Source organism: Streptomyces sp. NPDC056883 (assembly GCF_042788835.1).
Lineage (GTDB): Bacteria > Actinomycetota > Actinomycetes > Streptomycetales > Streptomycetaceae > Streptomyces > Streptomyces stoeckheimensis.
Map to the genome: position 1 here is coordinate 170,741 of NZ_JBHUBS010000008.1, position 19,654 is coordinate 190,394.

Here is a 19,654-nt window from a genome sequence, read left to right on the forward strand (position 1 = left end):
GGCGCACCCCGACACCACGGGAAAAAGACACCAGAACCACCGGCGCACCACCGCACCGGACAGCAGCGAACGAAGGACAACCGTGGCAGACACCGACGAAACCGGCGAGCGCGCGGGCCGGCGCTCAGGACCGGGCGGCGGACTCCTCATGGGCCGCCCCTTCGGCGTGCCCGTCTACGTCTCGCCCAGCTGGTTCCTCGTCGCCGCCCTCATCACCTGGGTCTTCGGCGACCAGCTCGACCGGATCCTGCCCGACCTCGGCATCCTGCGCTACCTCGTGGCCCTCTTCTTCGCCGTCGCCTTCTACGCCTCGGTCCTCGTCCACGAACTCGCCCACACCATCGCCGCCCTCCGCTTCAAACTCCCCGTACGCCGCATCCAGCTCCAGTTCTTCGGCGGCGTCTCCGAGATCGAGAAGGAATCCGAAACCCCCGGCCGCGAATTCGTCCTCGCCTTCGTCGGCCCCCTCCTCTCCCTCCTCCTCGCCGGCGCCTTCTACCTCGGCATGAAATCCGTCGAACCCGCCAGCGTCCCCGGCGTCCTCCTCGCCGGCCTCATGATCTCCAACCTCCTCGTCGCCGCCTTCAACCTCCTCCCCGGCCTCCCCCTCGACGGCGGCCGCATGCTCCGCGCCGTCATCTGGGGCATCACCGGCAAACCCATGACCGGCACCATCGCCGCCGCCTGGGCCGGCCGCGCCCTCGCCGTCGCCGTCCTCCTCGGCCTGCCCCTCTTGAACTACACCGGGACCCTCGGCAACCCCACCGACGACATCGGCGGCATGGACACCGTCATGGACGCCCTCCTCGCCGCCATCCTCGCCGCCATCATCTGGACCGGCGCCGGCAACAGCCTCCGCGTCGCCCGCCTCCGCGAACACCTCCCGGAACTCCACGCCCGCAAACTCACCCGCCGCGCCATCCCCGTGGAGAACGCCACCCCCCTCTCCGAAGCCCTCCGCCGCGCCAACGAAGCCGGCGCCCGCGCCCTCGTCATCGTCGACGGACTCGGAGACCCCACCGGCATCGTCCGCGAGAGCGCCATCGCCTCCGTCCCCGAACACCGCCGCCCCTGGGTCTCCGCCGGCACCCTCGCCCAAGACCTCACCGACGGCATGAAGGTTTCAGCGGACCTCACCGGCGAAGAACTCCTCGACCACCTCCGCACCACCCCCGCCACCGAATACCTCGTCCTCCAGCCCGACGGCGCCATCTACGGCGTCCTCTCCACCCTCGACGTCGAAAAGGCCTTCGTGAAGGCCATGGCGCGGCCCCAGTCCTGAAGCCAATACACTGGTCACATGTCCGAACCGACCGGTGCCGCCCGCCGACGCGGGCCCTTCGAGGTCGGGGACCAGGTACAGCTCACCGACCCCAAGGGCCGCCACTACACGTTCACGCTCGAAGCCGGGAAGAATTTCCACACCCACAAGGGTTCCTTCCCGCACGACGAGCTGATCGGCTCCCCCGAAGGAAGCGTCGTCCGTACCACGGGCAACGTCGCCTACCTCGCGCTGCGTCCCCTGCTCCCCGACTATGTCCTGTCCATGCCCCGCGGCGCCGCCGTGGTCTACCCCAAGGACGCGGGCCAGATCCTGGCCTTCGCCGACATCTTCCCCGGCGCCCGCGTCGTGGAAGCAGGCGTCGGCTCCGGCTCCCTGAGCAGCTTCCTGCTGCGCGCCATCGGCGACCAGGGCATGCTCCACAGCTACGAGCGCCGCCCCGACTTCGCCGAGATCGCCACGGCCAACGTCGAGCGCTACTTCGGCGGCCCGCACCCCGCGTGGCAGCTGACCGTGGGCGACCTCCAGGACAACCTGTCCGACACGGACGTCGACCGCGTGATCCTCGACATGCTCGCCCCCTGGGAGTGCCTGGAGGCCGTCTCCAAGGCGCTGGTCCCCGGCGGCATCCTCTGCTGCTACGTGGCCACCACCACCCAGCTCTCCCGGACCGTCGAATCCATCCGCGAGTTCGGCTGCTACGCCGAACCGCAGCCCTGGGAATCGATGATCCGCAACTGGCACGTCGAGGGCCTGGCCGTCCGCCCGGACCACCGCATGATCGGCCACACCGGCTTCCTCGTCACCGCCCGGCGCCTCGCCGACGGCGTCGAGCCGCCCATGCGCCGCCGCCGCCCCTCCAAGGGCGCCTACGGCGAGGACTACGAAGGCCCCGGCAGCCAGTCCGCAGCCAAGACCGCGGAGACGGCCGCCACGGCCTCGGTCGAGACCGCCGACAGCGGCGACGCCGCCTGAGCCGCTAGCCGCTGAGGGCCCGAGGACCCGAGGGCCTGAGGACCGCCCCGCCACCCGGCAGGGCGACCCGCACCGACAACACGAAGACGCCGTGCCGCAGTTCCCCCGGACCATCCGGGAACTGCGGCACGGCGTCTTTTCGTTGCCCTACGGGCCGGTCCCGCGCGAGCGCCCCGACCGGTCCGGACCCACCCGTTCCACCCCGATGTGAGGTGTGGCACGATGCTGGCTCCCCGTCACCCTTCGCACAGGAGACACCCCGCGTGCCGCACAGCCCCGCCGAGCCGGCGCCGAGCACACCCGCCCCGGCGCACCACCGGGCCCGGCCCGTCCACTGGCTGGCCACCGCCTCGGCCCTCGCCGCCGTCATAGCCGGCGCGGGAGTCCTGCAACCCGCCCCGGCCACCGGAGCCTCCGCGGACCCGGTACGCACCACGGGCCACGCGAGCCCGGACCAAGGCCAACAGGCCGCCACCGCGGCCGCTCCCGACGCGCACGCCCTCACGTACCCCCTGGACTGCAAGGGCGCCCCGCAAGCCGTCACGGCCACCGCAGAAGGCGACCTCGACGGCGACGGCCGCCCCGAAACCGTGGCGGCCGTCCGCTGCGACACCGGCTCGGGCACCCCGCCGCACGCGATCTACGTCCTCGCCCAGGACCCGGCGAAGACCGCGAGCCCCCGCGTCGTCGCCACACTCCTCGAAGCCGGCCGCAAGCAGACCGCGACCGACCTCACCGTCCGCGACGGCCTCGTCACCGCGAGCCTCCTCGGGTACTCCTCGCCCGAAGTGCCCCGCTACAGCCCCGACACCAAGCAGCTCGCCAAGTGGCGCTGGACCGGCGGAAAATTCCGCCAGGAGCTTACGGACTCGACCCCCACAGGTGTTTGAACCGTCACTCGGCGTCCGGACCAAAAACTTCGACCCTGTCCGAAACCCGCCTTACGTGGATGCAATCCCCGGGACATTCCTTCGCGGAATCCACCACGTCCTGCAGCAGCACCAGCGGAACCGGAGTGGTCGCCCCCGCCTCCACGAGCAACTCGTCGGCAGGGCTCTTCACGTACGCCAGACCATCGATGTCCAGCTCGAACACCTCCGGTGCGTACTGCACACAGATGCCGTCGCCAGTGCAGAGATCCTGGTCGATCCAGACCTCGAGCGGCTCTCCGGCCACGCCGGCGGCACCCCCGTCCTGCCCGGTGGCTGCCTCCTGCTGCACGGTCATATCTCCTGCCGTTCCCTGCTCTGAGTGATCCATCCCGGTCACAACGCGCAGCAAGTCGCACGAGCTCTGACGGGTGTTGAACAGTTCGACCTTACAACCGGCTGCTTTCCGATGTTGATGGGTGGGTATTTCCTTGACGGGAGGGAGTACGCAAGGGTGAAGATCGGACACACCCCTACCGTCTTTGTGATCTAGGGGTTTCAATCACCACCAGCCCAGGTAGGGTCAGAAAGCGTCCAGCTCCCCTTGGAGGAGGTGAGGACCGTGGCAGCCCACGACGACGACATCAACCGCGGCATCCGGCCCGGGCGAGGGTCTGAGGACCCCGCCGGCCAGGTTGCCTATCTCGAGCAGGAAATCGCCGTCCTGCGACGTAAGCTCGCCGACTCTCCGCGACACACGAGGATTCTCGAAGAGCGGATCGTCGAGCTCCAGACAAACCTGGCAGGCGTCTCCGCACAGAACGAGCGGCTGGCGAACACCCTGCGCGAGGCCCGCGACCAGATCGTGGCCCTCAAAGAAGAAGTCGACCGGCTCGCACAGCCGCCGGCCGGCTTCGGAGTCTTCCTGCAGTCGAACGAAGACGGAACCGTCGACATCTTCACCGGCGGCCGAAAGCTCCGAGTGAACGTAAGCCCCAGCGTCGAACCGGAAGACCTCCGGCGCGGCCAGGAGGTCATGCTCAACGAGGCCCTCAACGTGGTCGAGGCCATGGAGTTCGAACGGGCCGGGGACATCGTCACCCTCAAGGAAATCCTTGAGGACGGCGAGCGCGCCCTGGTGGTCGGGCACACCGACGAGGAAAGGGTGGTGAGGCTCGCCGAGCCGCTCCTGGACGTCACCATCCGCCCCGGCGACTCCCTGCTGCTCGAACCCCGCTCCGGCTACGTCTACGAGATCGTCCCCAAGAGCGAGGTCGAAGACCTCGTCCTCGAAGAGGTCCCGGACATCGACTACGACAAGATCGGCGGCCTGGGCGACCAGATCGAACTGATCCGCGACGCAGTCGAGCTCCCCTACCTCTACCCCGACCTCTTCAAGGAACACGAACTGCGGCCCCCCAAGGGCATCCTGCTCTACGGCCCCCCCGGCTGTGGCAAGACGCTCATCGCCAAGGCCGTGGCCAACTCCCTTGCCAAGAAGGTCGCCGAAGTCACCGGCCAGCCCACCGGGAAGTCCTACTTCCTGAACATCAAGGGCCCCGAACTCCTCAACAAGTACGTCGGCGAGACCGAGCGGCACATCCGCCTCGTCTTCCAGCGTGCGAGGGAGAAGGCGAGCGAGGGCACCCCCGTCATCGTCTTCTTCGACGAGATGGAATCCCTCTTCCGCACCCGCGGATCCGGAGTCAGCTCGGACGTGGAGAACACCATCGTCCCCCAGCTGCTCGCCGAGATCGACGGCGTGGAAGGCCTGGAGAACGTCATCGTCATCGGCGCCTCCAACCGCGAGGACATGATCGACCCGGCCATCCTGCGCCCCGGCCGGCTCGACGTGAAGATCAAGATCGAGCGCCCCGGCGCCGAGGCCGCCAAGGACATCTTCGCGAAGTACCTCAAGGCCACCCTGCCCCTGCACACCGACGACCTCGGCGAGCACCAGGGATCCACCGCCGAAACCGTCCACAGCATGATCCAGACCGTGGTCGAGCAGATGTACGCCGAAACCGAGGAGAACCGCTTCCTCGAGGTCACGTACGCCAACGGCGACAAGGAAGTCCTCTACTTCAAGGACTTCAACTCGGGCGCGATGATCCAGAACATCGTGGACCGTGCGAAGAAGATGGCCATCAAGGCCTTCCTCGAGCACAACCAGAAGGGCCTTCGCGTCGCCCATCTCCTCCAGGCTTGCGTGGACGAGTTCAAGGAGAACGAAGACCTGCCCAACACCACCAACCCCGACGACTGGGCCCGAATCTCCGGAAAGAAGGGCGAGCGGATCGTATTCATCCGCACCCTCGTCACCGGAAAGCAAGGCGCGGACACCGGACGCTCCATCGACACGGTGGCCAACACCGGTCAGTACCTCTGACAAAGCGGGCCGGCTGCGGGCGCCCGGCAAGGGCACCCGCAGCCGACTGCTTTACCAAACGCTCTTTTCAGCCGGTGACAGGGCAAAGTCAATGACTGAAATGATCTCCCCACCAGCGCGGAGTGGTTCTAGGCTCTTCCATACCGCAGGTCGCGCAGTGCGGGGACGGGCACCGCACATGACGCACCGGAGCACCAGCGGTACTTGAGCGCCGCTCCCGAACGGGAGCGCCGCCGGGCAAGGAGGGCCGCATGACCGTACGGCGAGTAATGGGGATCGAGACGGAGTACGGGATCTCCGTCCCGGGGCACCCGAACGCCAATGCCATGCTCACCTCGTCCCAGATCGTCAACGCCTACGCGGCGGCGATGCACCGGGCGCGACGCGCCCGCTGGGACTTCGAGGAAGAGAACCCGCTGCGGGACGCCCGCGGCTTCGACCTCGCCCGCGAGGCCGCCGACAACAGCCAGCTCACCGACGAGGACATCGGCCTCGCCAACGTCATCCTCACCAACGGCGCACGCCTCTACGTCGACCACGCACACCCCGAATACAGCTCCCCGGAGATCACCAACCCGCTCGACGCCGTCCTCTGGGACAAGGCCGGCGAGCGGATCATGGCCGAAGCAGCCGTCAGGGCCGCCCAGCTCCCCGGGGCCCAGCCCATCCACCTCTACAAGAACAACACCGACAACAAGGGCGCCTCCTACGGCACGCACGAGAACTACCTGATGAAGCGGGAAACCCCCTTCTCGGACATCGTGCGCCACCTCACCCCCTTCTTCGTCTCCCGCCTCGTCTTCACCGGTGCCGGCCGCGTGGGCATCGGCCAGGACGGCCGCGAACACGGCTTCCAGATCAGCCAGCGCGCCGACTACTTCGAAGTCGAGGTCGGCCTCGAGACCACCCTCAAGCGCCCCATCATCAACACCCGGGACGAACCGCACTCCGACGCCGAGAAGTACCGCCGGCTCCACGTGATCATCGGAGACGCCAACCTCTCCGAGATCTCCACCTACCTCAAGCTCGGCACCACCGCGCTCGTCCTGTCCATGATCGAAGACGGCTACATCAACGTCGACCTCGCCGTGGACCAGCCCGTACGCACCCTCCACCAGGTCTCCCACGACCCCGACCTCCAGCACCTCATCACGCTGCGCAGCGGGCGGACGCTGACCGCCGTACAGCTTCAGATGGAGTACTACGAGCTGGCCAGGAAGTACGTGGAGGAGCGTTTCGGCTCCGACGCGGACGAGCAGACCAAGGATGTGCTGGCCCGCTGGGAGGACGTGCTGGGCCGGCTGGAAACCGACCCGATGAGCCTGTCGGGGGAGCTCGACTGGATCGCCAAGCGGGAGATCCTCGAGGGCTACCGCCGCCGGGACGGCCTCGGCTGGGACGCGGCCCGCCTGCACCTGGTGGACCTCCAGTACGCGGACGTACGGCCCGAGAAGGGGCTGTACAACCGCCTGGTGGCCCGCGGCAAGATGAAGCGGCTGCTGGAGGAGCCGGCGGTGGAGCGGGCGCAGAGCAAGCCGCCGGAGGACACCCGGGCGTACTTCCGGGGGCGGTGCCTGGAGCAGTACGCGGACGATGTGGCGGCGGCCTCGTGGGACTCGGTGATCTTCGATCTGCCGGGCCACGACTCCCTCCAGCGCGTCCCGACCCTGGAACCCCTGCGGGGCACCCGGGCCCATGTGAAGGAGCTCCTGGACCGCTGTCGCACGGCGGAGGACCTGGTCCGGGTGCTGTCGGGGCGGTAGGCCCTTTCCGGCCCCCCGGGCGGGGGCTGAAAGGCCTCCGGCCCGGGAATCATGAAGACACCCGGACGTTATGAAAGTACCGGGACGGATGTCGGGCCCTCCTTGTAGGGTCCGACGTAGAGTCTGATCTTGAGGGATCCCGAATTCGCGGGGTCTTTCACGTGAGCGTGCGAACCGAGCGGGGTGAGCTAGACATGGCGACCAAGGACACCGGCGGCGGACAGCAGAAGGCGCAGCGCTCGACCGAGGAGGTCGAGGAGGCCGCGGTCGAAGAATCGACCGACCTCAAGGAGCGACAGGAAAAGCTCTCCGACGACGTCGACTCCGTACTTGACGAGATTGACGATGTCTTGGAGGAGAATGCCGAGGATTTCGTGCGCTCCTTCGTTCAAAAAGGTGGGCAGTAAGGCCATTTGACCTTCGAATCGAAGGTGAAGGGTGGGGTGGGTGCTCGGAGGGTCGGATGCGAAGCGTTGTACGCGGTGCGGCGAGGAACGGCCGCGTACAGCCTTCGCAATCAAGCGGTCGAACCTGGATGGCCTGCAACGTGAATGCCGCGATTGCATGGCCCACTATCACCGTGACCGCCAGATTGCCCAAGGCCGGAAGGTTCGGCCCCGGGTAGAAGTGCCGGAAGGGCACAAGGTTTGCCTTCGCTGCGGCGAGGTCAAGCCCCATTCGGAATGGCATCGGAATGCGACGGCTCCGGACGGCCTGTCGACGCGATGCAAGGTGTGTCGCGCGGCTGAGGGTCGAGCGGGTCATCTGAAGCGCGCGTACGGCATGACTGAAGCCGATCGAGACGAGATGATCGCGGCGCAAGGTGGCGTCTGCTGTATCTGCCTAAAGGCCCCGGCCGTACATGTGGATCACTGCCACGCGACGGGTAAGGTCCGAGGCGTACTGTGCTTCAACTGCAATACGGCCATCGGCAAGTTGGGTGACGATCCCGACGCTGCTCGTCGGGTCGTCTCATACTTGGAGGGACACGCGTGGAAGCCAACAATCGTGGCACAGGGCGTCTACCGGCAGCCTTCCTGACGCCGGGGTCGTCGTCCTTCATGGACTTCTTGGGCGCGCACCAGCCCGAGATGCTCCCGGGCAACCGGAAGCTGCCCGACGGGGTCATCGAGGCGCCGCACGGGACGACCATCGTGGCTGCCACCTTCCCCGGCGGGGTGGTCCTCGCCGGTGACCGGCGGGCGACCATGGGGAACATGATCGCGCAGCGGGACATCGAGAAGGTGTTCCCGGCGGACGAGTACTCCGCCGTCGGCATCGCCGGCACCGCCGGTCTGGCCGTGGAGATGGTGAAGCTGTTCCAGCTGGAGCTGGAGCACTTCGAGAAGGTGGAGGGGGCGACCCTCTCCCTCGAAGGCAAGGCGAACCGGCTCTCCACCATGATCCGGAGCAACCTCGGGATGGCGATGCAGGGGCTGGCCGTCGTGCCGCTCTTCGCGGGGTACGACGAGGCCAAGGAGAAGGGCCGGATCTTCTCGTACGACGTGACCGGCGGCCGCTCGGAGGAGCACGGCTTCGCCGCCACCGGTTCGGGCTCGATCTTCGCCCGGGGATCGATGAAGAAGCTGTACCACTCGAAGCTGACGGAGGAGGAGGCCACGACGCTCGTCGTGCAGGCGTTGTACGACGCTGCCGACGACGACTCGGCCACCGGCGGTCCGGACCTCTACCGCCACATCTACCCCATCGTCACCGTCATGACCGACGAGGGATTCCGCAGGCTGACCGACGAGGAGTCCTCGGAGCTGGCCCGCAAGATCACGAACCGTCGGCTGGAGCAGCCCGACGGTCCGCGCGCCGCTCTGCTGTGACCAGCCCGCTCTGACCTCCTCGTCGTCCAGAAGAAAGGGACGGAAAGCCGGTGTCGACTCCGTTCTATGTGTCACCCCAGCAGGCCATGGCCGACCGGGCGGAATACGCCCGCAAGGGCATCGCCCGCGGTCGCAGCCTTGTTGTGATCCAGTACGCCGACGGCATCGTGTTCGTCGGTGAGAACCCGTCCCGTGCGCTGCACAAGTTCAGCGAGATCTACGACCGGATCGGCTTCGCGGCCGCCGGCAAGTACAACGAGTACGAGAACCTGCGGATCGGCGGTGTGCGGTACGCGGATCTGCGCGGATACACCTACGACCGTGACGATGTGACGGCCCGTGGGCTGGCGAACGTCTACGCGCAGACGCTCGGCACGATCTTCTCGAGTGCGGGGGAGAAGCCGTACGAGGTGGAGTTGGTCGTCGCCGAGGTCGGGGCGACCGCTGCCGGTGACCAGATCTACCGGCTGCCGCACGACGGTTCGATCGTCGACGAGCACGGTTCGGTGGCGGTCGGCGGCAACGCCGAGCAGATCAGTACCTACCTCGACCAGCGGCACCAGGACGGGATGACCCTGTCCGAGGCGCTGAAGCTGGCGGTGCAGGCGCTGTCGAGCCAGGCGAACGGGACCGACAAGTCGATTCCGGCGGAGCGGCTGGAGGTGGCGGTGCTGGACCGTACGCGGGCTCAGCAGCGCAAGTTCAAGCGGATCCGTGGCCGGCAGCTGTCGCGGCTGCTGGAGGCGGACGTTCCGGCGGCCGCTCAGGCGGATGCCGTGTCGAACGACGAGGCTCCCGAAGAGGAAGCCGAGTAGAGCAAGTCCGCTGTGCGGTGTGAGCGCCCCTGGCCTTCGGGTCGGGGGCGCTTTCGCGTGTCCGGGGTCAGGAGGTGGGCGCCGGGCCCGTGGAGTCGCGGACGACGAGGTGGACGGGGATGTCGACCGGGGGCAGGAGGTTGCCTGGGCTGCCTTCGAGGACGGCGAGGAGGGCGGTCATGCCCTGTTCGCCGACGCGTTCGGCGGGGAGGTGGACGGTGGTGAGTTCCGGTTCGACGGCGGTGGCGAGGGCGAGGTCGTCGAAGCCGGTGACGGAGAGGTCTTCGGGGATGCGCAGGCCGAGGCGGCGGGCGGCTTTGCAGGCGCCGGCGGCGAGGATGTCGTCGTCGCAGACGACGGCGGTGGGGCGGCGGTCCGCGGGGGTGTCCAGGGCGGCTTCCATGGCCGTACGGGCGGCTTCCACGCTGAGGTCGGCCCGTACGGTGCGGAGCTCGGTGCCGGGCGGCAGGAGGGCGGCCAGGGCGTTCGCGCGGACGTCGAAGGTCCAGGAGTCGATGGCCGAGGCGAGGTGGAGGAAGCGGTGGTGGCCGTGGGTGAGGAGGTGTTCGGCGGTTTGGCGCATGCCGTCGGCGATGGCGAGGTTGACGTGGGCGTCGGCGGTGTCGGCGGTGGGGTCGCTGTCGAGCATGACGAGGGGGAGGGTGTCGCCGCCGAGGGCGTGGAGGGCGTCGGCGGCCATGGAGGAGGCGATGACTCCGTCGAGGGCGGCGCGGGCGGAGGCGAAGGGGTCGCGGGCGGGGCCGGTGCCGTCGGGGGAGGGGTAGAGGACGACGCCGAAGCCGTGTTCGGCGGCGATGCGGGCGGCGCCGGTGTAGACGCGGGCGAAGAATTCGTTGGTGAGGGCGGGGACGACGAGGAGGGCGGTGCGGGTGGAGCCGAGGCGGAGGTTGCGGGCGGCGAGGTTGGGGCGGTAGCCGAGTTCGGTGGCGGTGTGGCGGACGTGGTCGGCGGTGCGTTCTGAGACGCGGCCGCGCCATTTGTCGCCGAGGACGAGGGAGACGGTGGCCTGGGAGACTCCGGCGGCGGTGGCCACGTCGCGGCTGGTGGGTCTCGTCACACGGTGCTCCTGTAGTGCGAGGTCACGGGGGGTGTGGGTGTCGGTTGGGTGGACCGTCCGACTGTGGTCATGGTACGTATGACCGGTCACGTTATACGTATTACTTGGTACTCCCGGCTGGTTCCGGGCAGAAGGGGGCGGACATGGCCGCGGGTTACGCGGAGCTGCTCAGGACCCGGCATGCCGCGAGGCTGCTGGTGGGCACGCTCATAGGCCGGCTGCCGAACGGGACGGGGCCGATCGCGATCGTGCTGTTCACCCGGGCGGAGGGTGGCAGCTACAGCCTGGCGGGTGCGCTCGCGGCCGCGTACGGGGTGTCGAACGCGGTGGGGCAGCCGTTGCTGGGGCGGGCGGTGGACCTGTTCGGGCAGCCGCGGGTGCAGCTGCCGGCGGCGGTGGTGTCGGCGCTGGGCATGGTGTGGCTGGCGCTGGCCGGTACCGGGTCGGTGGCGGTTGCGTATGCGGCGGTGGTGATCGCGGGGCTCTTCACGCCTCCGCTGGAGGGCGGGCTGCGGGCGCTGTGGCCGAGTGTGCTGGGCGGCAAGGAGGAGCGGGTCCACGCGGCGTACGCGATGGACGCGGTGGCCCAGGAGGTCATGTTCACGGTGGGGCCGCTGCTGGTGACCTTGTGCGTGGCGCTGTGGGATCCGGCGGCGGCGCTGCTGGTGATCAACGGGATCGGGGTGCTGGGGGCGCTGTCGGTCGTGGTGTCGGAGCCTTCGCGTACGTGGCGTTCGGAGCCGCGGGAGGCGCACTGGCTGGGGGCGTTGCGCTCGCCGGGTCTGCTGGCGTTGCTGGGGGCGTTCTTCTTCGTGGGGACGGCGCTGGGGTCGATCACGGTGGCGGGTGTGGCGTACGCGGACGAGCACGGTGGTCAGGCGGTGTACGGCTGGCTGATGGCGGCGCTGGGTCTGGGTGCGCTGTTCGGTGGTGTGCTGTACGGGGCGCGGCAGTGGGCGGGTGCGCCGGAGCGGCGGCTGCGTTTGCTGGTGGCGTTGCTGGCGGTGTGTTACCTGCCGTTGATGCTGGTGCCGGGTGTGGTGGCGATGACGGGGTTCGCGGCGTTGGCGGGGGTGTTCCTGGCGCCGGCTCTGGCGTGTGCGTTCATCGTGGTGGACCGGCATGCTCCGGTGGGCACGGTGACGGAGGCGTTCTCGTGGCTGGTGACGTTCTTCGGGGTGGGTGCGGCGATCGGTACGGCTGCGGCGGGTCCTTCGGTGGAGGCGGGGGGTACGGCGGCGGGGTTCGCGGTGGCGAGCGTGGCGGGGGCCGCGGCGTTGCTGGTGCTGACGGTGACTCAGCGGGTGCTGGCGCGTCCGGGTGCGAGCCGTGCGGTGGCGGGGTCGGTGGCGGGGTCCGTGCCGGGTGAGGCGGCGGGGTCCGCGGCGGGTGCGGCGGGGCCGTTGGAGGGCTCTGCGGAGGCGTCGGTGACGGGGTCTTAGGCGGGCCTGCGTGCGGGTGGGGGGCGGGTGAGGGGCGGCCGGCGGGCGGTCGGTGGGGTGGTCTCTCGGGAAAATGATCGAAACGGCGCCTGCGAACTCGGTTTCAGAACAGAGCAGAAGGCGTAATGTTCAGTCATGGACCGCCGCATTTTCGGGCTGGAGAACGAGTACGGCGTCACGTGCACGTTCAGGGGACAGCGCCGACTGTCTCCTGACGAAGTGGCGCGCTACCTCTTCCGCCGTGTTGTGTCATGGGGCCGCAGTAGCAATGTCTTCCTGCGGAACGGCGCCCGCCTCTACCTCGACGTGGGTTCGCATCCGGAGTATGCAACTCCCGAATGCGACAACCTGATCGAACTGGTCACCCACGACAAGGCCGGCGAGCGCATTCTCGAAGGCCTGCTCGTCGACGCCGAACGCCGCCTGCACGAGGAGGGAATCGCGGGCGACGTCTATCTGTTCAAGAACAACACCGACTCGGCGGGAAACTCGTACGGCTGCCATGAGAACTACCTGGTGGCCCGGCACGGGGAATTCTCCCGGCTGGCGGACATTCTGATCCCGTTCCTCGTCACGCGGCAGCTGATCTGCGGTGCGGGCAAGGTGCTGCAGACGCCTCGGGGTGCGGTCTACTGCGTGAGTCAGCGGGCCGAGCACATCTGGGAGGGTGTCAGTTCGGCGACGACCCGTTCGCGGCCGATCATCAACACCCGGGACGAGCCGCACGCGGACGCGGAGCGTTACCGGCGTCTGCACGTGATCGTGGGCGACTCGAACATGTCCGAGACGACCATGCTGCTGAAGGTCGGGGCGACCGATCTGGTGCTGCGCATGATCGAGGCGGGCACGGTGATGCGGGACCTGACGCTGGAGAACCCGATCCGGGCGATCCGGGAGGTCAGTCACGACATCACGGGTCAGCGCAAGGTGCGGCTCGCGAGTGGTCGGGAGGCTTCCGCGCTGGAGATCCAGCGGGAGTACTACGACAAGGCGGTGGACTTCGCGGAGCGCCGGGGCATCCGTGAGGGTGTCGTGGACCAGGTGCTGGAGCTGTGGGGCCGGACGCTGGACGCGATCGAGGCGGAGGATCTGGACCGGATCGGGACCGAGATCGACTGGGTGATGAAGTACCAGCTGATCGAGCGGTACCGGGCGAAGCACAACATGACGATGTCGAATCCGCGGGTGGCTCAGATAGACCTCGCGTATCACGACATCCACCGCAGGCGCGGGCTGTACTACCTGCTGGAGCGCAAGGGGCAGGCGGCGCGGATCTGCAACGACCTCAAGATCTTCGAGGGCAAGTCGGTGCCTCCGCAGACGACGAGGGCGCGGTTGCGGGGTGATTTCATCCGTCGTGCGCAGGAGCAGCGGCGGGACTTCACGGTCGACTGGGTGCATCTGAAGCTGAACGACCAGGCGCAGCGCACGGTGCTGTGCAAGGACCCGTTCCGGTCGGTGGACGACCGGGTGGAGAAGCTGATCGCGGGGATGTAGGGCGGTGCTTGGCGCCGTGTGACATCGCACTGATCTTGGCCAGGGCCTCGTACGGATCTCGTACGGGGCCCTGTCCACGCCTTAGAGTGGCGACGACCTATGTGCCGTCTGAGATCTGAGGAACACGTGCGCCGACTTGCCGGCCTGCTTGTCGTACCCCTTCTGCTGCTGTCGACAGCGGCCTGTGGCGACAGCGGCTCCGACTCCGCCGAGATGAAGAACGGGGCGCCCGCGATCACGAAGGGTGCCAAGTTCGGTGAGACCCCCACCCTGGCGAAGGGGGCGGGTACCCCGCCGAAGGAACTGAAGGTGGTGACCATCAGCGAGGGTGACGGCCCGGCGCTGAAGAAGGGCGACATCGCCCAGGTCAACTACCTGGGCCAGGTCTGGGACGGCAAGGAGCCGTTCGACCAGAGCTTCGGCAAGGGCAAGCCGTTCGACGTGACCATCGGCGCCGGCCAGGTCATCAAGGGCTGGGACCAGGGCCTCGAGGGCAAGAAGGTCGGCAGCCGGCTGGAGCTCGTGATTCCGCCGGACCTCGGTTACGGCGAGCAGGGCTCGGGCGAGAAGATCAAGGCGAACGCCACGCTGGTCTTCGTCGTGGACATCGTCAAGGCCACCTCCGTTCCGGTTTCCGCCACGGGCAAGGAGGTCCCGCAGACGGACGCCGCCCTGCCGAAGGTCGGTACGAACACGGACGGCAAGGAGGTCTCCGTGACCGTCCCGAAGGACGGTGCGGCGCCGACGAAGCTCGTGTCGAACTACGTCCTGGAGGGCGACGGCGCGGTCGTGAAGGACACCGACAGCGTGGTGGTCAAGTTCCACGGCAAGACGTGGAAGGACGACAAGACCTTCGAGAGCACCTACACCTCCGACCAGTCGGTGACGTGGCCGCTGGCGGAGCTGTCGGTCAAGGGTCTGAAGGACGGGATCGTCGGCAAGAAGGCCGGCAGCCGCATCCTGCTGGTCATCCCGCCGGACCAGGGCTTCGGTGACAAGGAGCAGGGCACCATCCCGGCCAACTCGACGCTGGTGTTCAGCCTCGACATCCTGGCCGTGGTGTAAGACTGTCCGGGTTGTACCCCCCTGTTCGTAAGTTTTTGAGGAGCAGTTCCGTGAGCGACAAGCTCGAGAAGCCCGAGATCGACTTCCCCGATTTCCCGGTCCCGGCGGACCTCGTGATCGAGGACATCTGGGAGGGCGAGGGCGCCGAGGCCAAGGCCGGTTCCCGGGTCTCCGTTCACTACGTGGGCGTGGCCTACTCGACCGGTGAAGAGTTCGACGCCTCCTGGGGCCGCGGCGCGCCGCTGCAGTTCCAGCTCGGTGTCGGCCAGGTCATCTCCGGCTGGGACACCGGCATCCAGGGCATGAAGGTCGGCGGCCGTCGCAAGCTGGTCATCCCGGCCCACCTCGCCTACGGCGACCGTGGCGCCGGTGGCGCGATCAAGCCGGGCGAGACGCTGATCTTCGTGTGCGACCTGATGGGCGCCTGATCGGTTCCCGGCGATGTGACGCTGTGATGTGACGCCGTGAGGCGTGCGGGGCCCCTGTCGTGAAGGCAGGGGCCCTCGCTTTTGCCCAGGACCGTCGGGGCGGTACGGTCAGCGGTCACGAGGGTGTACCGGGGACACGACTCGAAGGTCTGGAAGGGCGGATGGGCGTCGATGGCGATTGCCAAGGCCGAGCGGCTGATGAATCTGGCGCTGTGTCTGCTGGGGACGCGTCGGCCGCTCAGCAAGCGGGAACTGCGCGGTTCCATCGAGGCCTACATGGAAGCCGGGAACGACGAGTCCTTCAACCGCATGTTCGAGCGGGACAAGGATGATCTGCGGGAGCTCGGGCTGGTCATCGAGACCGTCGAGAACCTGGACGGCGACACCGGCTATCTGGCCCGCCGCGATTCCAACCGGCTGCCGCCCGTGGCGCTGGACGCCGAGGAGGCCGCGGCCCTGGGGCTCGCCGCCAAGGTCTGGCAGCAGGCGCGGCTCGCCGGGGCGGCCAGTGGCGCCCTGCAGAAGCTGCGCGCCGGCGGCATGCCGGAGGCCTCGGATCCGTACGAGGGCCAGCACAGTGCCATCGAGCCGCGGATCCCGGTGCACGAGGCGGCCTTCGAGCCGCTGATGCTGGCCTGCCGCGATCGGCGTCCGGTGGTCTTCGACTACCGAAAGTCCACCGCGGCCCGTCCCGAGACCCGGCAGGTGGAGCCGTGGGCCCTGGAGTGCTGGCGCGGCCACTGGTACCTGGCGGGCTTCGACCGCGACCGCGGGGCGGAGCGCGTGTTCCGGCTCTCCCGGATCACGGGCAAGGTCCGCTCGCGGGCGGCCAAGTACACCGCCGAGGTCCCGGACGTGGTGACCGTACGGGAGACCGTGGCGCGCTGGGCCGGGGAGAGCGCGGAGCGTTCCGCGCTGATCCGGCTGCGGGCGGGGGCGGGTTATCCGCTGCGGTCCAAGGCCACGGCGGTGCGCGAGGGGGCCGGCGGCGAGGGCTGGGACGAGCTGGAGATCCCGTACGGGCACGGGCTGGACGCCTGGCTGGTGGAGTTCGGCCCCGATGTCGTGGTGCTGGAGCCGGCCGATCTGCGGGCCGACGTGGTGGACCGGCTGCGGGCCGTGGCCAAGGGCTGATCCGGCCGCGCGGGACCCGTGCGGGAGCCGCGCGGGAGCGGGTGGACCGGGCAAGAACATCGAGCAACGCCCTGAGGGGGAGACGTACCAGCATGGCTGCCAACGCCATCGACCAGACGCGCCGGATGCTGTCCCTGGTGACCTACCTGCGCGAGCGCCCGGGTGCGCACATCGCGGACGTGGCCCGGGCCTTCGGGATCACCGAGGACGAGCTGATCTCGGACCTCGACGTGCTGCCCATGTGCGGGACCAGTTTCCGGGGCGGTGACCTGCTCGACATCGACACCGACGGGGAGCGCATCTGGTGGCGCAACCCCGATGCCTCGGGGGAGTCCACCGCCGAGCCGCTGCGGCTGGCCGCCGACGAGGCGACGGCGCTGCTGGTGGCCGCCAGAGCGGTGGCGACGCTGCCCGGGCTGCGCGAGGGGGACCGCCAGGCGCTGCTGCGGGCCACCGCCAAGCTGGAGGCGGCCGCGGGGGAGGTGGCCGGGGCCAGTTCCCGGCTGTCGGTGACCTTCGAGTCCGAGGGCGGGGTCTTCGCCGATGTGGACCGGGCCATCGCCGAGCAGCGCCGGCTGTGGCTGCGCTACTACTCGCCCGCGCGCGACGAGCTCACCGAACGCAAGGTCGACCCGATCCGGCTGTTCGCCGTGGGGCACACCTACATGGAGGGGTGGTGCCACCTCTCCGAGGCCCGGCGGACCTTCCGGCTGGACCGGGTGGCCGAGATCCGGTTGCTCGACGAGCGGTCGGACCCGCCCGCCATCGAGCCCCGTGATCTGTCCGAGGGGCTGGTCCAGCCGGCCGCCGAGGACCCGGAGGTCGTGGTGGAGGTCGGTCCCGGCGGGCGCTGGGTGGCCGAGTACTACCCGCACGACAGTGCCGAGGAGCTGCCCGAGGGCGGCCTGCGGATCACCTTGCGCACCCCTGACCCGGGCTCGCTGCGGCGTCTGGCGCTGCGGCTGGGCCGCGAGGGGCGGATCGTGGCCCCCGTGGAGCTGGCGGACAGTGCCCGCCGGGCGGCGCGGGAGGCGCTCGCCGCGTACGAGGGCGGCGCGGCCGTGGACGTGGCTGCCGGGAGCGGCACCGGCGGGGAACGGGGCTGAGGGGCCGAGGGGGGATCCGCGCGATGTCGGTCGCGTTCAAGGCGTCCTGTCCCGACTGCCGGGCCCGCTTCGAGCTGGATGCGGGAGCCCTGCGGCTGGCCATCGGCGGCAGCCGGCGTACGACCTTCTACTCCTTCACCTGTCCCGAGTGCGGGGCTCCGGTCCGCAAGCCGGCCGGTGAGCGCATCGTGGAACTGCTGACCGGTGGCGGCGTGAGCACCCTGCGCAGCGTGTGAGCCGCGCGGTGGCCTAGGCTCGTCGCATGCTGTGGCCGATGTTCGCAATCGCTCTGGGTTTCCTCGGGCTCGCCGTCCTCGGGGTGCTCGCCGTGCGGGTCTTCGTGGAGGTGCGCAGGCTGTCCGTCCAGGTCGCGGACGCCGGGCGGCGGATTTCGGAGGCCTCCGCCGACCTGGAGCGGGCCGCGACGGGCCTGGCCAGGGCCGGGCGCTCCGTGCGGCCATAGCCATCGTCGGGCAACCGTCGTACTGTCTGACCACGCAAGCGGTGATGCCCCGGGGCATTGCCCGGCGTTAACCCCCGGGGGTTACGATCCTTGTCAGAACGGCTTACCGATCTCGGTCGGGCCGTCTTGACTACCACAACCAGCCGTTTCGGTGAGAAGGAAGACACACATGATCGGCAACCTGAAGCCCCTCGAGATCCTCCTGATCGTCGCCGTGATCTTCCTGCTGTTCGGTGCCAAGAAGCTTCCCGACATGGCCCGCTCGCTCGGCAAGTCCGCCCGCATCCTCAAGAGCGAGGCGAAGGCGATGAAGAAGGAGGGGGAGGCGGAGGACGCCGCCACCGCCGCTTCCGTCGCCGACCCGGCCCCCCAGCAGCAGGCCACGGCCCCGCGCACGATCCAGGCGTCGCCCGGCGACGTCACCAGCGCCCGCCCCGTGAACGAGCCCAACCACACCACGCAGGGCTGACCGCGGCCGGCTCGCCGGTCGCGCTCGTACCAGTCAACTGCAACGAGACAAGGGACGTGGGTTGCTCAAGTCTGCCCGCAAGCAGGAGAAGCAGGACCAGAAGGCAAAGGACGCCGAAGGGCGGATGCCTCTCGTCGAGCACCTGCGTGAGCTGAGAAACCGGCTGCTGAAGGCCGTCCTTGCGATCCTCGTGATCACGATCGTGGCCGCGTTCTTCTACAAGGACCTCATCGACTTCATGATGAAGCCGATCCTGGACTCCGTCGGCTGCACCAACGGCGTGGTCACGCAGCGCAACGGGAAGGCCTGCGCCGCGATGACGGTGAACGGCCTCATCGCGCCGTTCTCCATCGCCCTGAAGGTCTCGCTCACCGCGGGTCTCGTGCTCTCCGCGCCGGTGTGGCTGTACCAGCTGTGGGCCTTCGTGGCCCCGGGCCTGCACAACCACGAGAAGAAGTACGCCGTGGCCTTCGTGGGGGTCGGCGCACCGCTGTTCGGCGCCGGTGCGGTCCTGGCGTACAAGGTCCTGCCGCAGACCGCGGTGATCCTGCTGGAGTTCACCCCCGAGAACGCGAGCAACCTGCTGCCGGTCGACGACTACCTCGACCTGATCACGCGCATGGTCGTGGTCTTCGGCCTGGCCTTCGAGCTGCCGCTGCTGCTGATCCTGCTCAACGTCACCGGGGTGCTGACCGCGAAGCGGCTGGCGAGCTGGTGGCGGGCCATGGTGCTGGGCATCACGGTCTTCGCGGCGTTCGCGACGCCCACCGGTGACCCGCTGACGATGCTGGCGCTGGCCGCGCCGATCGTCGCCCTCTACTTCATCGCCCTCCTGGTCTGTTACCTCAACGACCGCCGGCGGGCGCGGAACAACCCCGACGCGGGTCTCGACGACGACGAGGCCTCCGAGGTGGACCTGACCCCGGCGGCGGTGGGCGCGGTCGAGCCCGTGGCGGCTCCGGGTGCCCTGCCCGAGCAGGCCGACGGCGGACGCCAGCGGATCAACGGCTACGACGACGCCACCTGATCGACGCGGGTCCGCATGGG

General features: G+C 68.9%; 21 protein-coding genes. 19 read left to right on the plus strand and 2 right to left on the minus strand.

Annotated elements, in window-relative coordinates:
• Positions 1-82 precede the first annotated feature (82 nt).
• From ACFRU2_RS21380 to ACFRU2_RS21390, 3 genes are all read left to right on the plus strand, one after another.
• A complete protein-coding gene (locus ACFRU2_RS21380) occupies positions 83-1,282 on the plus strand; it encodes a site-2 protease family protein (RefSeq protein WP_382974274.1) in 1,200 nt (399 codons plus the stop codon).
• 18 nt (positions 1,283-1,300) lie between these two features.
• Positions 1,301-2,257: a tRNA (adenine-N1)-methyltransferase gene (locus ACFRU2_RS21385; RefSeq protein WP_382974277.1), complete on the plus strand. Its 957-nt coding sequence runs from the start codon at positions 1,301-1,303 to the stop codon at positions 2,255-2,257.
• Positions 2,258-2,520: 263 nt separating this feature from the next.
• Positions 2,521-3,147, plus strand: coding sequence for a hypothetical protein (locus ACFRU2_RS21390; RefSeq protein ID WP_382974280.1), 627 nt, complete (start codon positions 2,521-2,523; stop codon positions 3,145-3,147).
• A 4-nt stretch (positions 3,148-3,151) separates the two neighbouring features.
• On the opposite strand, the gene ACFRU2_RS21395 is transcribed toward ACFRU2_RS21390, so the two are convergent.
• Complete coding sequence (locus ACFRU2_RS21395) at positions 3,152-3,484, minus strand: ferredoxin (protein ID WP_382974282.1); 333 nt, start codon at positions 3,482-3,484, stop codon at positions 3,152-3,154.
• 264 nt (positions 3,485-3,748) lie between these two features.
• On the opposite strand from ACFRU2_RS21395, the gene arc reads away from it, so the two are divergent.
• The 6 genes from arc (at position 3,749) to prcA (ending at position 9,925) form a co-directional block, all read left to right on the plus strand.
• A complete protein-coding gene (gene arc, locus ACFRU2_RS21400; RefSeq protein ID WP_250740357.1) occupies positions 3,749-5,515 on the plus strand; it encodes a proteasome ATPase in 1,767 nt (588 codons plus the stop codon).
• Between the two features lie 251 nt (positions 5,516-5,766).
• Complete coding sequence (dop, locus tag ACFRU2_RS21405; protein ID WP_250740358.1) at positions 5,767-7,278, plus strand: depupylase/deamidase Dop; 1,512 nt, start codon at positions 5,767-5,769, stop codon at positions 7,276-7,278.
• Positions 7,279-7,472: 194 nt separating this feature from the next.
• Entirely contained in the window at positions 7,473-7,685 is a 213-nt protein-coding gene (locus ACFRU2_RS21410) for a ubiquitin-like protein Pup (protein WP_133898495.1), read from the plus strand.
• 157 nt (positions 7,686-7,842) lie between these two features.
• Positions 7,843-8,319, plus strand: coding sequence for an endonuclease VII domain-containing protein (locus tag ACFRU2_RS21415; protein ID WP_382974287.1), 477 nt, complete (start codon positions 7,843-7,845; stop codon positions 8,317-8,319).
• Entirely contained in the window at positions 8,271-9,110 is an 840-nt protein-coding gene (prcB, locus tag ACFRU2_RS21420) for a proteasome subunit beta (RefSeq protein ID WP_382974290.1), read from the plus strand. The genes ACFRU2_RS21415 and prcB overlap by 49 nt, the downstream gene beginning before the upstream one ends.
• A gap of 50 nt (positions 9,111-9,160) precedes the next feature.
• Positions 9,161-9,925, plus strand: coding sequence for a proteasome subunit alpha (gene prcA, locus ACFRU2_RS21425; protein WP_254384775.1), 765 nt, complete (start codon positions 9,161-9,163; stop codon positions 9,923-9,925).
• A gap of 67 nt (positions 9,926-9,992) precedes the next feature.
• Here the strand turns inward: prcA and ACFRU2_RS21430 are convergent, their stop codons facing one another.
• On the minus strand, positions 9,993-11,003 hold the full coding sequence (locus ACFRU2_RS21430) for a LacI family DNA-binding transcriptional regulator (RefSeq protein WP_382974293.1): 1,011 nt from the start codon (positions 11,001-11,003) through the stop codon (positions 9,993-9,995).
• A 143-nt stretch (positions 11,004-11,146) separates the two neighbouring features.
• Here ACFRU2_RS21430 and ACFRU2_RS21435 point away from each other — a divergent pair, with 143 nt between their 5' ends.
• The 10 genes from ACFRU2_RS21435 (at position 11,147) to tatC (ending at position 19,634) form a co-directional block, all read left to right on the plus strand.
• Positions 11,147-12,445, plus strand: coding sequence for an MFS transporter (locus ACFRU2_RS21435; RefSeq protein ID WP_382974295.1), 1,299 nt, complete (start codon positions 11,147-11,149; stop codon positions 12,443-12,445).
• Between the two features lie 135 nt (positions 12,446-12,580).
• Positions 12,581-13,942, plus strand: coding sequence for a Pup--protein ligase (gene pafA, locus ACFRU2_RS21440; protein WP_371615091.1), 1,362 nt, complete (start codon positions 12,581-12,583; stop codon positions 13,940-13,942).
• A gap of 126 nt (positions 13,943-14,068) precedes the next feature.
• Positions 14,069-15,007 (plus strand): FKBP-type peptidyl-prolyl cis-trans isomerase, encoded by a 939-nt coding sequence (locus ACFRU2_RS21445; RefSeq protein ID WP_382974299.1) that lies wholly within the window; start codon positions 14,069-14,071, stop codon positions 15,005-15,007.
• 50 nt (positions 15,008-15,057) lie between these two features.
• Positions 15,058-15,435 carry an FKBP-type peptidyl-prolyl cis-trans isomerase gene (locus ACFRU2_RS21450; protein WP_250740366.1) on the plus strand — a complete coding sequence of 126 codons (378 nt, stop codon included), beginning with the start codon at positions 15,058-15,060 and terminating at the stop codon, positions 15,433-15,435.
• Positions 15,436-15,606: 171 nt separating this feature from the next.
• Complete coding sequence (locus ACFRU2_RS21455; RefSeq protein WP_382974300.1) at positions 15,607-16,569, plus strand: helix-turn-helix transcriptional regulator; 963 nt, start codon at positions 15,607-15,609, stop codon at positions 16,567-16,569.
• 92 nt (positions 16,570-16,661) lie between these two features.
• Entirely contained in the window at positions 16,662-17,675 is a 1,014-nt protein-coding gene (locus ACFRU2_RS21460) for a helix-turn-helix transcriptional regulator (protein WP_382974303.1), read from the plus strand.
• Between the two features lie 23 nt (positions 17,676-17,698).
• Positions 17,699-17,911: a hypothetical protein gene (locus ACFRU2_RS21465; protein WP_356507732.1), complete on the plus strand. Its 213-nt coding sequence runs from the start codon at positions 17,699-17,701 to the stop codon at positions 17,909-17,911.
• Between the two features lie 26 nt (positions 17,912-17,937).
• Positions 17,938-18,138 carry a hypothetical protein gene (locus ACFRU2_RS21470; RefSeq protein ID WP_250740369.1) on the plus strand — a complete coding sequence of 67 codons (201 nt, stop codon included), beginning with the start codon at positions 17,938-17,940 and terminating at the stop codon, positions 18,136-18,138.
• Positions 18,139-18,307: 169 nt separating this feature from the next.
• The gene (tatA, locus tag ACFRU2_RS21475) at positions 18,308-18,607 is read left to right on the plus strand and encodes a Sec-independent protein translocase subunit TatA (protein ID WP_243334040.1); all 300 of its coding nucleotides are present in this window, start codon (positions 18,308-18,310) and stop codon (positions 18,605-18,607) included.
• A 61-nt stretch (positions 18,608-18,668) separates the two neighbouring features.
• Positions 18,669-19,634 (plus strand): twin-arginine translocase subunit TatC, encoded by a 966-nt coding sequence (gene tatC, locus ACFRU2_RS21480; protein ID WP_382974307.1) that lies wholly within the window; start codon positions 18,669-18,671, stop codon positions 19,632-19,634.
• The last annotated feature ends 20 nt before the right edge of the window (positions 19,635-19,654 follow it).

Coding starts and splice junctions, on each gene's coding strand:
- ACFRU2_RS21385 (WP_382974277.1), top strand. CDS start 1,301: ATGTCCGAACCGACCGGTGCCGCCCGCCGACGCGGGCCCTTCGAGGTC.
- ACFRU2_RS21395 (WP_382974282.1), bottom strand. CDS start 3,484: ATGACCGTGCAGCAGGAGGCAGCCACCGGGCAGGACGGGGGTGCCGCC.
- dop (WP_250740358.1), top strand. CDS start 5,767: ATGACCGTACGGCGAGTAATGGGGATCGAGACGGAGTACGGGATCTCC.
- ACFRU2_RS21410 (WP_133898495.1), top strand. CDS start 7,473: ATGGCGACCAAGGACACCGGCGGCGGACAGCAGAAGGCGCAGCGCTCG.
- ACFRU2_RS21415 (WP_382974287.1), top strand. CDS start 7,843: ATGGCCCACTATCACCGTGACCGCCAGATTGCCCAAGGCCGGAAGGTT.
- ACFRU2_RS21435 (WP_382974295.1), top strand. CDS start 11,147: ATGGCCGCGGGTTACGCGGAGCTGCTCAGGACCCGGCATGCCGCGAGG.
- pafA (WP_371615091.1), top strand. CDS start 12,581: ATGGACCGCCGCATTTTCGGGCTGGAGAACGAGTACGGCGTCACGTGC.
- ACFRU2_RS21455 (WP_382974300.1), top strand. CDS start 15,607: ATGGCGATTGCCAAGGCCGAGCGGCTGATGAATCTGGCGCTGTGTCTG.
- ACFRU2_RS21460 (WP_382974303.1), top strand. CDS start 16,662: ATGGCTGCCAACGCCATCGACCAGACGCGCCGGATGCTGTCCCTGGTG.
- ACFRU2_RS21465 (WP_356507732.1), top strand. CDS start 17,699: ATGTCGGTCGCGTTCAAGGCGTCCTGTCCCGACTGCCGGGCCCGCTTC.
- ACFRU2_RS21470 (WP_250740369.1), top strand. CDS start 17,938: ATGCTGTGGCCGATGTTCGCAATCGCTCTGGGTTTCCTCGGGCTCGCC.
- tatA (WP_243334040.1), top strand. CDS start 18,308: ATGATCGGCAACCTGAAGCCCCTCGAGATCCTCCTGATCGTCGCCGTG.